Below are 13875 nucleotides of genomic sequence, written 5' to 3' on the forward strand. Positions count from 1 at the left end.
ATCAGCTGAGCTTGTTCTGGTTCATATCCTTGATCAGACGGTTCAGATCGCCGCCACGGGCATCCAGCATCGCGCCGATTTCGGTGCGTTCGGTCAGCAGCATATTCACTCCTTCGATGAACATGTTGAAGAACTTGTCGCGGCCCGATTTGTCCGACACCAGGAAGGTCACCTCGAACGGGGACGACCCCTGCAGCTTGACCGAGGTGCGCACCTCGTACCCGGCCTTGATCTTGCGCGCATTTCGAACGGTCACCTGACCGCCTATGAATTCCCGGAAACGGCGGCCATATTTGTTCGAGATATAGCCTTGAAAGGCGCTGGTGAACTGCCGCAGCTGTGCCGGGCTGGCTGATCGGCCATCCGCCCCCAGCACATAGCGCGCCATGATCGGCACATCGGCATATTGCGTAAAGATCTTTTCGAAATCGCGGATCATCGCCTTTTCGGATTTGCCCGAAGCGATCACGCGGTTGATGTCATCCACCACACTGACCACCAGCGCCTTGGCGCTGGCTTCGGTCTGGGCAAAGGCGGGCAGGGCGGTCAGCATCGCGCCGGCTAGGCCGGTGGCGATGAAACCGCGTCGATTCAGATGATTATTCGGCATAGGGGTCCTCGTAGGGGTCTAGGTAGGGGTCCCTGACTGGGTCAGTCCCGATATCTGCATAGGGGTCGTCATACAGGCCCAGATAGGCCTCTTCATCATCCCGTGCCAGTTCGAACCGGCGATTCTGGATGTAGATTGTCTGCGCCTGCGCATAGCTGTCGGCACTTTCATAAAGGATCGAATCAACCGTGTCCGAGAACCGTCCCCGATCCCCCATTCGACGCACGACCTCGGCATAGACACCGATATTGTCGACAGGGCGAACAGGGGTAAAGTTGATCGGGTTCGAGAACAGGTTGACCACGACCCCGATTGCGTCGCGCTGGGTCGAGGGGCCATAGAAGGGCAGCTCGACATAGGCGCCTTCGCCCACGCCCCAGACATGCAGGGTTTCGCCGAAATCCGTATCGACGGGGGGCAGGTTCAATTCATCTGCCGGTTTGGCCAGCCCGGCCCCTCCGACGGTCGAATTCACCGCAAACCGCAGCAGTGCATTGCCCGATTGTTTCAGATTGCCCTGCAGCAAGTAATCCAGTGCTTGCCCCGGCATCGTCAGGTTCTCGGCGAAATTGCTGAAGCTGGTGACCACAGGGTCGGGCACGATCTTCACATAGCCTTTCGAGGCCGGGCGGAACAGGAACCGGTCAACGCCCAGGTTGAACTTGTGAACGCCTCTGTTGTTGCGCTCATAAGGGTCGAATACTTCGCCCGGTGGCGTGCCTTCGGGCGCACGTGTCGCACAGGCGCTGAGCACTGCCATCAGGGACAGGAAGATCAGGTGTTTTAGCTTGGGTTTGCTCAACACAGTTTTTGTCACTCCAAACCGCTCGGGACTGGGGATTGCCCGAACTTTCAATCAATACTGTCTTCGGTCACGTAGTGTGACCCAATCCGTTGTCACATAGGCGCGTCACATTCAATATGAAACAGATAGCGTTTAACCTGCCGGGCAGGTCAAGGTAAAGTGACAGTGGGTGAGCTGATCGGAACAAGTGGAGTTATGCCCACACCCTGGGCAGGCCTGCGCCCTTTTCCGGCTTTTCGATCCCGAACTTCCCGGTTAGCTTCGCCGCGACTCAAGATTTGGAGGACCCCTCATGAGCATCGCAGCGAAACTGGAAAGCCTGGGCGTGGCATTGCCCGATGCGCCCGCGCCGGCGGCGAATTACGTGCCTTTTGTCCGCGTCGGCAACATTGTCTATGTGTCGGGCCAGATTTCCAAGGCCGATGACCTGATCACCGGCAAGCTGGGCGATGACATGGATGTCGAAGCGGGCGCTGCCGCGGCCAAAGTGTGCGCGATCAACCTGCTGGCTCAGGTCAAGGCGGCCTGTGGTGGCGATATTGAAAAGCTGGTGCGCGTAATCAAGCTGACCGGCTTTGTGAACTCGACCGCTGACTTCACTGCGCAGCCGCAGGTGATCAACGGGGCCTCGGATTTTCTGGTCGAAGCGCTGGGCGAGGCTGGCCGCCATTCCCGTTCCGCCGTCAGCGCCGCGTCGCTGCCGCTGGGCGTGGCTGTTGAAATCGAAGGGATCTTCGAGGTCGCATGACACCCCCCCTGCCTTCTGCGTTCCTGCAGGTCCCGATTGCGCATCGGGCGCTGCACGATCTTGCCGATAACCGCCCGGAAAACAGCCGGGCGGCCATTCGCGCTGCCATTCACGCCGGGTATGGGATCGAGATTGACCTGCAGCGCACGTCCGACAACCGGGCGATGGTGTTTCATGACTACGACATGACCCGCCTGACCGGGCAGCCGGGCCCGATCCAGCAGATCACCGCCGAACAGGCGCATGCCACGCAGTTGCTGCACGCCGAAGACGGCATCCCGACGCTGGATGAGGTGTTGGACATGGTGGCCGGGCAGGTGCCTCTGCTGATCGAGTTCAAGGATCAGGACGGTGCCATGGGCACTAATGTCGGCGCGCTTGAGGCCGATGCAGTACGTGCCTTGCAGGGCTACGACGGCCCTGTGGCGCTGATGTCGTTCAACCCGAACTCTGTTGCGGAACTGGCGCGGCTTGCCCCGCATCTGCCGCGCGGCATCGTCACCTGTTCCTACCAACCCAAGGTCGAGCTGTTGCCGCAGGACGTCTGCGATCATCTGCGCGACATTCCCGATTTTGACCGGGTCGGGGCCAGCTTTATCAGCCATGAGGTCGCCGACCTGTCGCGCCCTCGCGTGGCCGAGCTGAAGGCGCGCGGCGTGCCGATTCTGTGCTGGACGGTCCGGTCGCCTGAGCAAGAGGCACAGGCCCGTCAGATTGCTGATAATGTGACCTTCGAAGGGTATTTGGCCCCGCAGCCGGGTTGAACCTGCCCCCTGCCGTCACAGATAAAGATCAGACGCGGAGGGCATATGGATCAGGCGCAAATCGAAGTTCAGGTTCTGGGGTCGCTCTCGCAAATCTCTGCGGCCGAGTGGGACAGTTGCGCTTGCCCCGAGACCGCTGATGGCGGCCGACCGTTTGACCCGTTTACCACGCATCGGTTTCTGCTGGCGCTGGAAAACAGCGGTTCGGTCGGGCGCGGCACTGGTTGGCAACCGCAATACCTGACAGCCTATATGGACGGAATGCTGATTGCGGCGGCCCCGATGTACGCCAAGTCGCACAGTCAGGGCGAATATATTTTTGACCACAGCTGGGCCCACGCCTATGAAAACGCGGGCGGGCGGTATTATCCCAAATTGCAGATCGCGGTGCCCTTTACCCCCGCCACCGGGCGTCGTTTTCTGGTCCGCCCGGGGTATGAGGCGATGGGCATGTCGGCACTGGTGCAGGGGGCCGTGCAACTGGCCGCCGACAACCGTGTCTCATCCCTGCATGCCACGTTCTGCACCGAAGACGAGGCCATCGCGGGCGAAGCAATGGGTCTGATGGCCCGCCATTCGCAGCAGTTTCACTGGCTGAATGACGGCTACGCCGATTTCGATGGGTTTTTGCAGGCGCTGTCGTCCCGCAAACGCAAGAACATCCGCAAGGAACGCGCGCAGGCCAGTGGCTTTGGCGGCGAGATCACAGCCTATACAGGTCAGGACCTGCGCCCCGAACACTGGGACGCGTTCTGGCGATTCTATCAGGATACCGGCATGCGCAAGTGGGGATCGCCCTATCTAACGCGTCAGTTCTTTGATATTGCACAGGAAACCATGGCCGATGACATGGTTTTGGTTCTGGCCGAGCGCAATGGCTATCCCATTGCAGGCGCGTTGAACTTTATAGGGCGGGAAACGCTGTTTGGCCGCTATTGGGGCTGTGTCGAACATCACCCCTGTCTGCATTTCGAACTGTGCTACTATAGGGCGATTGATTTTGCGATTGCCCACGGATTGGCGCGGGTCGAGGCAGGCGCGCAAGGCGAGCACAAGCTGGCGCGCGGCTATTTGCCCAAGCGCACGCATAGCCTGCATTGGGTTGGTGATCCCGGCTTTGCCGATGCAATCAGAAAATATCTGGACGCCGAGGCCCACGCAGTGGGAGAAGAGATTGAGATTCTGACGGATTACGGCCCGTTCAGAAAATCGAACCCGGAGGAACAGCAATGACCGAACTTTTGTCGACCGAGACCCGCGGCCCCCTTCTGGACCCGCTGTTCAAGAACGGCTGGACCATGGTCGAAGGCCGGGATGCGATCACCAAGACCTTCATCTTTGAGGATTTCGTGCACGCCTTTGGCTGGATGACTCAGGTGGCGATTTTTGCGGAAAAATGGAACCACCATCCGGAATGGTCCAACGTCTACCGCACGGTCGAGGTCACGCTGGCCACCCATGATGTGGGCGGGTTGTCGTCGCTGGATGCCAAGCTGGCGCGCAAGATGGACAGCCTGGTTTAACCCCGGTCGCTTTGCGATCCTTCGCCACCGGCCAGGGCTGCCACTGTTCCCAGCTGCCGGAACTCAACTGGCGTCACAGTTCCGTCGCTTGTGTCGATATTGCCCGGAATGCCGGTTGTGCGATTGCCGATCTGGCGCACGCTGCGCGCAAAGGGGTTAATATCGAGGCATTTGTTGTTGTAGCAGGTCAGGCCGGAGGTGTTGATCTGAATGCGCGGCTGTCCATCCGGCCCGGTCACAACCGGGGCCTGCGGCACATCGCAAGCGGCCAGCAGTCCCATAGCGCCAAGAAAAATCCACTTGTTCATAGTCCGCCTCCACCTGATTGGGCCTGCCCCGCAGGTCACGGGGCACGCCGGTTCAATCCAGCAGGCCGTTCTGATCCTGATCGGCGGACTGGAAATCATCGTTCATCTGAGCGTCGTATTCCGCCCTTGAGATAAAGTCATCCTTGTCGCGGTCAACTTTTTGAAACTGCTTGATGTCCAGAAACGGCTTGGCCTCGTCCAGACCCAGCGTGCCATTCTTGTCCTCGTCCATTTCCTGAAAGGCATAGTCGGAAAAGGCGTTAAACTCATCGCGCGACAGGAACCCGTCATTGTTGGTGTCGACGGATTGCAGCTCTTTCTCGTGCAGCTCGCTTACGGTTTCGGAAATGGCCGGGCTGGCCAGGGCGACGGTTGCGGCGAAAATAAATCCACGTGTCATCTCGGCTCTCCTCAGCATGCGTATCTGTTGCCTTCAAACCCACCGGCAGCAGCGCCTGCTGCGGTCAGAATGGTTTTGCCGGACCCGCCGCCGAATTGATTGCCGATGGCCCCGCCGATCAGAGCACCGCCCAAGGTGCCGCTGAGACAGGCGATTTCATGCTGACGTGCGGCCTGTTGTTGCGGTGTCGGGGCCGGACCGCAGGCCGCCAATGCCCCGGCAGTGCCAAGCAAAAGCGTGAATACTTTCAGTTTCATCAAAAATCTCCCTGATCATATGCCACAACTATTGGCTGATCAGGGCATTGCATCAAGTTAAATAGCGGATAAGGCCCCGGCATGGATGGCACCGGGGCCAAACCGTATCAGATGGCGTCCAACAGACCCTCACCTGCAGAAATCTCGCAGGCACCGGGGCTTTCTTCCAGATTCAGGGCGGTCACCTTGCCATCTTCGACCAGCATGGCATAGCGCTTGGACCGCGCAAGCAGACCGGCGGGGGGCGCGTCGAACTCCATGCCGATGGCCTTGGTGAACTCGGATGCGGCATCGGCCAGCATGGTCAGTCCAGCTTCGGTGGCTCCGGTTGCCTCGCCCCAGGCTTTCATGACGAACGGGTCGTTGACCGACAGGCAAATGATCTCATCCACGCCTTTGGCGTCGAACTGGTCCTTGGTGCGCAAAAAGCTGGGCACATGGGCCGAATGGCAGGTCGGCGTGAACGCGCCCGGCACGGCAAAAATCACCACTTTGCGCCCTTTGGTCTTGTCTGAAATCCGCACCTCTTCGGGGCCGTCCGCACCCATTTGGGTCAGCGTGGCGTCGGGCAGCATGTCACCTGTTGAAATCATTTTTCAGCTCCTGTCGTTTGGATTTGCAGAGTCGGGCTCAGCCGCAATATAGGTGGTCGCGTGGAGGAGACCACGGGAATTCGACAGGGTGAGGGACAGATGAGCCATATTGTCGTGATCGGTGCCGGGCAGGCGGGTGCATCGCTGGTGGCGCGGCTGCGCAAAGGGGGGTTTGACGGGGATATCACCCTGATCGGGGCCGAACCGCATTTGCCTTATCAGCGCCCGCCCTTGTCCAAAGCCTATCTGCTGGGCGAGATGGAGCTGGAACGCCTGTTCCTGCGGCCCGAGAGTTTTTATACCGAGAACAACATCACTTTGCGTCTGGGTCAGCGCGTCACGGCGATTGACGCGCAGGCCAAAACGGTAACGGTGGGGGATGAGGTCATCCCCTATGACGAACTGGCCCTGACCACCGGGTCCGACCCGCGCTACCTGCCCGCTGCGATTGGTGGCGACCTGCAGGGGGTCCACGTGGTGCGCGATCTGGCCCATATCGACGAGATGGAGCCCCGCGTGACCGAAGGTGCACGTGCCCTGATCGTGGGCGGTGGCTATATCGGGCTTGAGGCCGCGGCAGTCTGTGCAAAGCGTGGTGTTCAGGTGACGCTGGTCGAGATGGCGGATCGTATCCTGCAACGGGTGGCCGCGCCTGAGACGAGCGATTATTTCCGCGCCCTGCACACGGGATACGGTGCCGATATTCGCGAAGGCGTCGGGTTGGAGCGTTTGGTGGGCGAAAACGGTAAGGTGGTTGGTGCCGTTCTGACCGACGGATCGAAGATAGATGTTGATTTCGTTGTTGTGGGTGTGGGCATTGTGCCTGCGACCCACCTGGCCGAGATGGCGGGGCTGGAACTGGACAACGGCATCAAAACGGATGCCCATGGCCGCACGTCCGATCCATCGATCTGGGCGGCGGGGGATTGCGCGTCTTTCCCGCATGGCGAGGGCCGTATTCGCCTGGAAAGTGTGCCGAATGCGATTGATCAGGCCGAGATCGTGGCCCAGAACATGCTGGGCGCGGCCAAGGGCTATACGGCGACGCCGTGGTTCTGGTCGGACCAGTATGATGTCAAACTGCAGATCGCGGGTCTGAACACCGGCTATGATCGCGTTGTGACCCGGCAGGGTGAGGGGCAGACGGTGTCCTTCTGGTATTACAAAGGGGATCAGCTGATCGCGGTGGATGCGATGAACGATCCGCGCGCCTATATGGTCGGCAAGCGCCTGATCGACGCCGGAAAAACCGCCGACCCGGCCATTGTGGCCGACCCGGATGCGGACCTGAAACCGCTGCTTAAGGCGTGAGGATCATCGCGGGCGAGTTCCGGGGCCGCGCCTTGGCCTCGGTCGGCAAAGGGGATGCGGGCGCACATCTGCGCCCCACCACCGACCGGGTGCGCGAAAGCCTGTTCAATGTCCTTAGCCATCAGATCGACTTTGACGGTCTGCGCGTGCTGGACCTGTTTGCCGGCACCGGCGCGCTGGGGCTTGAGGCACTGTCGCGTGGCGCCGCACATGCAAGCTTTGTCGATGATGGGCGTGTGGCGCAGGGGCTGATCCGTAAGAATATCGACCTGACTCGCAGTGCTGATCGCACCGACCTGATCCGCCGCGACGCCACGCGGTTGGGCGACAACCCAGGCGCGCCCTATGATCTGATCTTTCTGGACCCGCCCTATGGCAAGGCGCTGGGTGAAAAAGCCCTCGCCAAAGCGGCGGAGGGCGGCTGGATCGCCCCGGACGCGCTGCTGGTTTGGGAAGAGAGCGCGCATATGGCAGCGCCCACTGGGTTCGAACTGCTCAGCACCCGAAAATATGGCGATACGCATATTTCTCTGATGCTTCGCGCTCAATAATATTTTTTAAAATCATGAGCTTATTTGGCTTTCGAGGGGCTGGAGAAGCGCTTTTTTGACCTGCCAGTTTCTGCACATCAATGCGTCACAATTTCGACCAAAATTGCCTCTAGCGGGTGCTGGTTTTTGCAACTTTCACTGAGACCCCCAAATGCTGTCCAAAACTCCCCTAGCTCTGCTCATCACCTGTGCGGCCGCGTCAGCCAGCTTTGCCGAAGCAAAGTTCGATACCAATGAATTTACTGTGAACTGCACATCTGCCGCAGGCGGCGACACCATCACGATCTCGCGGTCTGGCGGGGCTCAGAAAGGACAGATCGCAACCGGTGAAATAGAGGGTGAGGCCCAGATCCTGCTGGGTCTGGGCAATGTGACGTTCCTGTTAATTCAGGGAAAAGACGTCGTTACGTTTGTCGTGGATACGGACAGCATGGACTACGATTTGGCAGTTAAAGGGCCCCATCAGAAAACGGACAGAGGAACATGTGCCGCGTCCTAGGCTGACGCTGCCGGCCCTGTTGATCGTGTTTTGAGGGAACACCCCGGTTGTGCTAAGCTGCAAAAATGGATCGTGCAGTTTCGCCCCCGTTCTGGGGCATCTCTCAGGAAAAAGACACGGCGACGGGGCCGCCATCTAAACCGATGCGCGCACCCGTGTTTATCCACGACGCGGTTATCCCGTGGCGGGATGAGACATTGCTGCTGAAACTGCTTCGGGATCAGGAGGCGGATCAGGATGAATAGGTCGGGTGGTATTTGCCGCCGGGCGACAGGGTAAAAATCTCGACCCCGTCTGCGGTGACGCCGACCGAGTGTTCGAACTGCGCCGACAGGGACTTGTCGCGGGTCACTGCGGTCCAGTCATCGGCCAGCGTTTTGGTCTCGGGGCGGCCCAGATTGACCATCGGTTCGATGGTGAAGAACATGCCTTCTTCCAGCACAGCGCCCGTTCCGGGGCGGCCATAGTGCAGAACGTTTGGCGGTGCGTGGAATACCCGGCCCAGACCGTGACCACAGAAATCGCGGACAACGCTCATGCGGTGTGCTTCGACATATGCCTGAATGGCGTGGCCGATGTCACCGAAGGTGTTTCCGGGTTTGACCATATCAATCCCTTTGAACAGGGCGTCATGGGTCACCTGGATCAGACGCTCGGCCTTGCGGGGCAGCTTGCCTGCCACATACATGCGCGAGGTGTCGCCGAACCAGCCATCCACAATGACCGTGACGTCGATATTCAGGATGTCGCCCTCTTTCAGCCGCTTGTCGCCGGGGATACCGTGGCAGACCACGTGATTGACGCTGATGCAGCTGGCGTGCTGATAGCCCTTGTATCCGATGGTGGCCGAGGTTGCGCCTGCGTCTTCGACCATCTGGGTGATGATGCCGTCGATTGCACCAGTGGACTGGCCCGGAAAGACGTGCTGTGCCATCTCATCCAGAATCTGCGCAGCAAGGGCCCCTGCCGCATGCATGCCGGCAAAGTCACTCTTTTCGTAGATGCGGATGCCGTCCTTTGTCAGGCGGCCACGATGGTCTTTCATCGGTGCGGGGCTCCAAATGTTTCGCGCAGCGCTCCTTTTACGCTGCTTGTGCAGAAAGTTCCAGAGGGCGTCCGGTCGCATCGGCAATGAACGTCCGGTTCAGTCTTTTTTCGTATATACGCCCGACAAATAATCGCGAACCGCCACAAAGCAAGCCTTGTGGGGCGTATGGTGCGTGCCAGACCGTTTGCCTTGGGGCTATGTAGCCGCCGAAACTGCGCCGGATCAGGGAAATTCGTTAGAAATGGCGCCGTTGCCGCATGCGCGCGCAGGCTTTCAAAATCTCTTGAACACATGTTTCGGGCGTGGTCATCCCGCGCAGGATGGTTGCATTCTGCCCGTTCAAAAGGGCGCACCAAGAGGTACGGAATGATCCGACGAGCTGCTGCGGTATTGATTATGCTTGTTGCGGGCTGCCGCGACGAGGTGACGATGCTGTCGCATGACGATCTTGCGGCCCTTTTGTCCGAAGATCGCCACATCGCGTTTCAGCGCAGCGGGGTCAAAGGCACGGCGCGGCTTAACGCGGATTTCACCTTTGACGTTCTTGTTCCGCGGCTGGGGCAGGACAGCGGGGTCTGGTGGCTGGAAGGTGACAGGATCTGCAGCCAATGGGAGGATTTTCGCGCGGGGCGTCCGCAATGTGCCGTGGTGGGGCAGTTGGGGGATGGGACCTATCGCGGATACAGCCCCAAACCCCAAGTCTACCTGGGGGATTTCAGTATTTCCAAATAGGGTGCCAGCCTAGTCCACAGCCCAGGATTTCCTGGCATCCACCCACACGCCTTGCGGTGAAATCCGGGTGCCGACAATCAGCCTTTCGATCCCTTTGGCCGCTTGGAAGGCCCGCGCATAGGTGGGGTCAATATCGGCGGCCAGCGTAAAACGGTCGCAATCGGTGCGCTGCACCAGATACAGCATCACGGCGCGGTGCCCTTGCGCCGCCATCGCTGCCAGCGCGCCCAGATGCTTGGTCCCGCGTGCGGTGACGCTGTCGGGGAATTCGGCCAGACCGGGCTGGCGGGAAAGGGTGACGCTTTTGACTTCGACATAGGCGTCGGGCAGGCCGGGTTGGGTCAGCAGAAAGTCGATGCGGCTGTTTTCGCCGTATCTCACCTCAGGCCGGACGGTTTCATACGCGGCCAGTTGCGGGATTTCGCGGGCCTGTAGCGCGGCGCGCAGGGCTTTGTTGGGGACCAAGGTATCGACGCCGGTGAAGTGCCCGTTCTCATGATCCACCAACCGCCAGCCGTATTTCAGCTTTTTCTTCGGGTCGTCGTTTGGTTCCAGCCAGATTCTCTCACCCGGCTCAGCCAACCCCATCATCGAGCCGGGATTGGCGCAATGGGCCGTGACCTCGCGCCCGTCCTCCAAGGTGCAATCGGCCAGAAAGCGTTTGTAGCGGCGGATCAGGTGGGCGGGGACAAGGGGGGTTTCAAATCGCATGTCTCAGGGCCTATACCTGCCCTGACGGTCGATCAAGAGGGGGCGCATGCCATGGCAAATCCAACCGCTGCAATGCTGGTGATCGGGGATGAGATCCTGTCGGGCCGGACCCGTGACGCCAATATGCACTATCTGGCCGGAGAGCTGACCAAACACGGCATCGACCTGAAAGAGGTGCGCGTTGTCAGCGACGAGGCCCCTGCGATCGAAGGAGCGGTCAAGGCTCTGTCCGACCTCTATGATCATGTGTTCACCAGCGGCGGCATTGGTCCGACCCATGATGACATCACGGCTGATTGCATCGCCCGTGCCTTCGACACGCCGATTGACATCCGCGAGGATGCGCGCGCGCTGTTGCAGGCCCGTTACGATCAGTCGGGGCAAGAGCTGAACGCAGCCCGCCTGCGCATGGCGCGTATCCCGGATGGTGCGGCCCTGATCGACAACCCGGTTTCCACCGCACCGGGGTTCACCATTTCCAATGTGCATGTGATGGCCGGGGTTCCGTCGGTCTTTCAGGCCATGGTGGCCAGCGTTCTGCCCAGTTTGACCGGGGGCAGTCCGATGCTGTCACAGACCTTGCGCGTGGATCGGGGCGAGGGCGACATCGCCGGGCCTTTGTCGGTACTGGCGGGGGACTTTCCCGACCTGTCCATCGGCAGCTATCCGTTCCAGATCAATGGCGCTTTCGGCTCTAACGTGGTGGTACGGGGCACGGATGGGGCGCGGATCGATGCGGCTGTGACCCGGCTGGCAAAAGAGCTTGAGCTTTGAGCGCTCATTGGCCCGACATTGTCGACGGAACATGGCCCGCCGCGCAGTATGAACGGCTGGGCCCGTTTCAGCTGCGCCGTGGGCAGGGCGGTGGATCGCGCGTCTCTGCCGCGAATGCGCTGGGCCCTGCCTCTGAGGCTGAGGTAGAGGCGGCTGAAACCGCGATGCGCGCGATGGGCCAAACTCCGCTGTTCTGCCTGCGTCCGGGGGATGAGGCGCTGGATACGCTGTTGGACAGGCGCGGCTATACCGTGCTTGATCCGGTCAACATATATGCCTGCCCGGTGGAAAATCTGACGGATCAACCGGTGCCCCGTGTGACGGTGTTCAACACCTGGCCCGCGCTGGCCATCATGCGCGAAATCTGGGCCAAGGGCGGTATCGGCCCGGCGCGGGTCGATGTAATGGCGCGCGCGCAGGGCCCCAAGACCGGCCAGTTGCTGCGCCACAAGGATCAACCGGCGGGCGCTGGATTTGTCGCGATGCATGACCGTGTCGCGATGGTGCACGCGCTTGAGATTCTGCCCGACCACCGCCGTCAGGGCCTGGGCGGTTGGGCCATGCGGGGGGCTGCCTTTTGGGCGCAAGCGAACGGCGCACAGGTGCTGAGCGTGATCTGCACCAAGGCCAACGCCGGGGCAAACGGGCTTTACCGGGCGCTTGGGATGGAGGTTGTGGGCGAATACCATTACCGTCGTTACAAAGAAGAGGACAAGCAGACGTGACGCCCCAGACATCTCCGACCGCGCTGAACCTGCCAATGGCGGACCCGCTGCCGCCCGAGACGCAGAGGTATTTCGACATTTGCGTGGAAAAGCTGGGTTTTGTGCCGAATGTCCTGCGGGCCTACGCCTTTGACATCGACAAGCTGAACGCCTTCACCGCCATGTATAATGACCTGATGCTGGGCGACAGCGGTCTGAGCAAACTGGAACGCGAGATGATCGCGGTGGTCGTGTCCGCCATCAACAAGTGTTTCTATTGTCTTGTGGCACATGGCGCGGCCGTGCGCCAATTGTCCGGTGATCCCAAGCTGGGCGAGATGCTGGTGATGAACTACCGCACCGCTCCTTTGGACACGCGCCAGCGTGCGATGCTGGATTTCGCGGCCCGCATGACCACCGCCAGCGCCGAAATCGAAGAGCCTGACCGCCAGCGCCTGCGGGATGTGGGCTTTACCGACCGCGACATCTGGGACATTGCCAATGTCACCGGTTTCTTCAACATGTCCAACCGGGTGGCCAGCGCGACGGCGATGGCCCCGAATGACGAATACCATACGCAGGCCCGATGATCCGTTTCGCCGTTCTGATCCTTCTGCTTCTGACCCCGCCTGTCCTTGCGCAGGAAATGACCCTGCCCGCAGGATCGCGCCAACTGAGTGATCGCGTCAGCCCGCTGGACAGCTACGCCCTGCCCACCGGCCCGTTTGCGGATGGTGTCTTGCCTGCACGACAGGTCGAAGGGCGGGTTGAACGGATCACGTGGCGCCTGCAATCGGGGTCCAGTACAACCTTGCAGCTTTTGGCACCGTTGCGTGATCAGATCATCGCGCAGGGCTATGAAGTGGTGTTTGAATGCGAGGCCCGCGCTTGCGGCGGCTTTGATTTCCGCTTTGGGACTGAGGTGGTTCCGACCCCTGACATGTATGTGGCGATACAGGATTTCAGGTTCCTCTCGGCCACGCGCGGGGATGAGGTTCTCAGCCTGCTGGTCAGCCGAAACCAACCCAGCGGCTACATCCAGATGATCCGCGTCACCCCGGATGAGAGCGAGGCACCGCCCCCTCTGGTGATCGAAGAATCCGTTACCCCCTCGGGCGATTTGCTGACAGGTCTGACGCAGAACGGCCATGTGATTCTGGATGACCTGCATTTCCGCACTGGCGAGATCACCCTGGGCGAAGGTCCGTTTGCCTCGCTTGCGATGATCGCAAAATACCTTGCTGATAACCCCGAAACCCGTCTGGCGCTTGTCGGGCATACCGACGACACCGGCGCGCTTGAGGCCAATATCTCGGTCAGCACGGGCCGGGCGCAGGCCGTGCGCGCCCGGCTGATCGAATCGCATGGGGTCGCCGCTGATCGGGTTGAGGCGCGCGGTATCGGCTATCTGGCGCCGCTGACGTCGAACGCAACGCCCGAAGGGCGCGACCTGAACCGCCGGGTCGAGGCGGTTTTGCTGGTCAACTGATCCTCTGTCGCAGAACAAAAAAAGACCCGCACAAATGTGCGGGCCATC

21 protein-coding genes are annotated in these 13875 nt (G+C 60.4%); 13 read left to right on the forward strand and 8 right to left on the reverse strand.

What is annotated here, in order from left to right; all coding sequences use genetic code 11:
• Position 1 precedes the first annotated feature (1 nt).
• Both ACRZ94_RS11535 and ACRZ94_RS11540 read right to left on the reverse strand, forming a co-directional pair.
• Entirely contained in the window at positions 2-610 is a 609-nt protein-coding gene (locus ACRZ94_RS11535; protein WP_480653416.1) for an MlaC/ttg2D family ABC transporter substrate-binding protein, read from the reverse strand.
• Entirely contained in the window at positions 600-1370 is a 771-nt protein-coding gene (locus ACRZ94_RS11540; RefSeq protein WP_480653931.1) for an MlaA family lipoprotein, read from the reverse strand. The genes ACRZ94_RS11535 and ACRZ94_RS11540 overlap by 11 nt, the downstream gene beginning before the upstream one ends.
• 337 nt (positions 1371-1707) lie before the next feature.
• Here ACRZ94_RS11540 and ACRZ94_RS11545 point away from each other — a divergent pair, with 337 nt between their 5' ends.
• Genes ACRZ94_RS11545 through ACRZ94_RS11560 form a run of 4 tightly spaced genes read left to right on the forward strand, consistent with a single transcriptional unit; the run spans position 1708 to position 4450 of the window.
• Positions 1708-2163 (forward strand): RidA family protein, encoded by a 456-nt coding sequence (locus ACRZ94_RS11545; protein ID WP_480797390.1) that lies wholly within the window; start codon positions 1708-1710, stop codon positions 2161-2163.
• Complete coding sequence (locus ACRZ94_RS11550; protein WP_480797391.1) at positions 2160-2927, forward strand: glycerophosphodiester phosphodiesterase family protein; 768 nt, start codon at positions 2160-2162, stop codon at positions 2925-2927. Before ACRZ94_RS11545 ends, ACRZ94_RS11550 begins: the two co-directional genes overlap by 4 nt.
• 45 nt (positions 2928-2972) lie before the next feature.
• Positions 2973-4160: a GNAT family N-acetyltransferase gene (locus tag ACRZ94_RS11555; RefSeq protein WP_480797392.1), complete on the forward strand. Its 1188-nt coding sequence runs from the start codon at positions 2973-2975 to the stop codon at positions 4158-4160.
• Positions 4157-4450, forward strand: coding sequence for a 4a-hydroxytetrahydrobiopterin dehydratase (locus ACRZ94_RS11560; RefSeq protein WP_480653423.1), 294 nt, complete (start codon positions 4157-4159; stop codon positions 4448-4450). The genes ACRZ94_RS11555 and ACRZ94_RS11560 overlap by 4 nt, the downstream gene beginning before the upstream one ends.
• Here ACRZ94_RS11560 and ACRZ94_RS11565 read toward each other — a convergent pair.
• From ACRZ94_RS11565 to ACRZ94_RS11580, 4 genes are all read right to left on the reverse strand, one after another.
• The gene (locus ACRZ94_RS11565; protein ID WP_480653425.1) at positions 4447-4758 is read right to left on the reverse strand and encodes a hypothetical protein; all 312 of its coding nucleotides are present in this window, start codon (positions 4756-4758) and stop codon (positions 4447-4449) included. The genes ACRZ94_RS11560 and ACRZ94_RS11565 overlap by 4 nt on opposite strands.
• A gap of 52 nt (positions 4759-4810) precedes the next feature.
• A complete protein-coding gene (locus ACRZ94_RS11570; protein WP_480653427.1) occupies positions 4811-5158 on the reverse strand; it encodes an EF-hand domain-containing protein in 348 nt (115 codons plus the stop codon).
• A gap of 11 nt (positions 5159-5169) precedes the next feature.
• On the reverse strand, positions 5170-5415 hold the full coding sequence (locus ACRZ94_RS11575; RefSeq protein ID WP_480653429.1) for a glycine zipper 2TM domain-containing protein: 246 nt from the start codon (positions 5413-5415) through the stop codon (positions 5170-5172).
• 107 nt (positions 5416-5522) lie between these two features.
• A complete protein-coding gene (locus tag ACRZ94_RS11580; protein ID WP_480797393.1) occupies positions 5523-6008 on the reverse strand; it encodes a redoxin family protein in 486 nt (161 codons plus the stop codon).
• Between the two features lie 99 nt (positions 6009-6107).
• Between ACRZ94_RS11580 and ACRZ94_RS11585 the strand changes: the two genes are divergently transcribed.
• The 4 genes from ACRZ94_RS11585 to ACRZ94_RS11600 all read left to right on the forward strand — a co-directional run bounded on the left by ACRZ94_RS11585 (position 6108) and on the right by ACRZ94_RS11600 (position 8614).
• The gene (locus ACRZ94_RS11585) at positions 6108-7319 is read left to right on the forward strand and encodes an NAD(P)/FAD-dependent oxidoreductase (protein ID WP_480797394.1); all 1212 of its coding nucleotides are present in this window, start codon (positions 6108-6110) and stop codon (positions 7317-7319) included.
• Positions 7316-7870 (forward strand): 16S rRNA (guanine(966)-N(2))-methyltransferase RsmD, encoded by a 555-nt coding sequence (rsmD, locus tag ACRZ94_RS11590; RefSeq protein ID WP_480797395.1) that lies wholly within the window; start codon positions 7316-7318, stop codon positions 7868-7870. Before ACRZ94_RS11585 ends, rsmD begins: the two co-directional genes overlap by 4 nt.
• A gap of 151 nt (positions 7871-8021) precedes the next feature.
• The gene (locus ACRZ94_RS11595; protein ID WP_480653436.1) at positions 8022-8369 is read left to right on the forward strand and encodes a hypothetical protein; all 348 of its coding nucleotides are present in this window, start codon (positions 8022-8024) and stop codon (positions 8367-8369) included.
• A 65-nt stretch (positions 8370-8434) separates the two neighbouring features.
• Complete coding sequence (locus ACRZ94_RS11600; RefSeq protein WP_480653437.1) at positions 8435-8614, forward strand: hypothetical protein; 180 nt, start codon at positions 8435-8437, stop codon at positions 8612-8614.
• Here the strand turns inward: ACRZ94_RS11600 and map are convergent.
• A complete protein-coding gene (map, locus tag ACRZ94_RS11605; protein ID WP_480653439.1) occupies positions 8602-9414 on the reverse strand; it encodes a type I methionyl aminopeptidase in 813 nt (270 codons plus the stop codon). The genes ACRZ94_RS11600 and map overlap by 13 nt on opposite strands.
• A 369-nt stretch (positions 9415-9783) precedes the next feature.
• On the opposite strand from map, the gene ACRZ94_RS11610 reads away from it, so the two are divergent.
• A complete protein-coding gene (locus ACRZ94_RS11610; protein WP_480653441.1) occupies positions 9784-10149 on the forward strand; it encodes a hypothetical protein in 366 nt (121 codons plus the stop codon).
• Positions 10150-10158: 9 nt separating this feature from the next.
• On the opposite strand, the gene sfsA is transcribed toward ACRZ94_RS11610, so the two are convergent.
• Complete coding sequence (gene sfsA, locus ACRZ94_RS11615; protein ID WP_480653443.1) at positions 10159-10860, reverse strand: DNA/RNA nuclease SfsA; 702 nt, start codon at positions 10858-10860, stop codon at positions 10159-10161.
• 51 nt (positions 10861-10911) lie between these two features.
• Between sfsA and ACRZ94_RS11620 the strand changes: the two genes are divergently transcribed.
• The 4 genes from ACRZ94_RS11620 to ACRZ94_RS11635 are packed head-to-tail and all read left to right on the forward strand — an operon-like array spanning position 10912 to position 13827.
• Entirely contained in the window at positions 10912-11634 is a 723-nt protein-coding gene (locus tag ACRZ94_RS11620; protein ID WP_480797396.1) for a competence/damage-inducible protein A, read from the forward strand.
• Complete coding sequence (locus ACRZ94_RS11625) at positions 11631-12359, forward strand: GNAT family N-acetyltransferase (protein WP_480797397.1); 729 nt, start codon at positions 11631-11633, stop codon at positions 12357-12359. Before ACRZ94_RS11620 ends, ACRZ94_RS11625 begins: the two co-directional genes overlap by 4 nt.
• The gene (locus ACRZ94_RS11630; protein ID WP_480797398.1) at positions 12356-12928 is read left to right on the forward strand and encodes a peroxidase-related enzyme; all 573 of its coding nucleotides are present in this window, start codon (positions 12356-12358) and stop codon (positions 12926-12928) included. The genes ACRZ94_RS11625 and ACRZ94_RS11630 overlap by 4 nt, the downstream gene beginning before the upstream one ends.
• On the forward strand, positions 12925-13827 hold the full coding sequence (locus tag ACRZ94_RS11635; RefSeq protein ID WP_480797399.1) for an OmpA family protein: 903 nt from the start codon (positions 12925-12927) through the stop codon (positions 13825-13827). The genes ACRZ94_RS11630 and ACRZ94_RS11635 overlap by 4 nt, the downstream gene beginning before the upstream one ends.
• Positions 13828-13875: the final 48 nt, after the last annotated feature.

It is taken from the genome of Ruegeria sp. CH10, assembly GCF_056537125.1.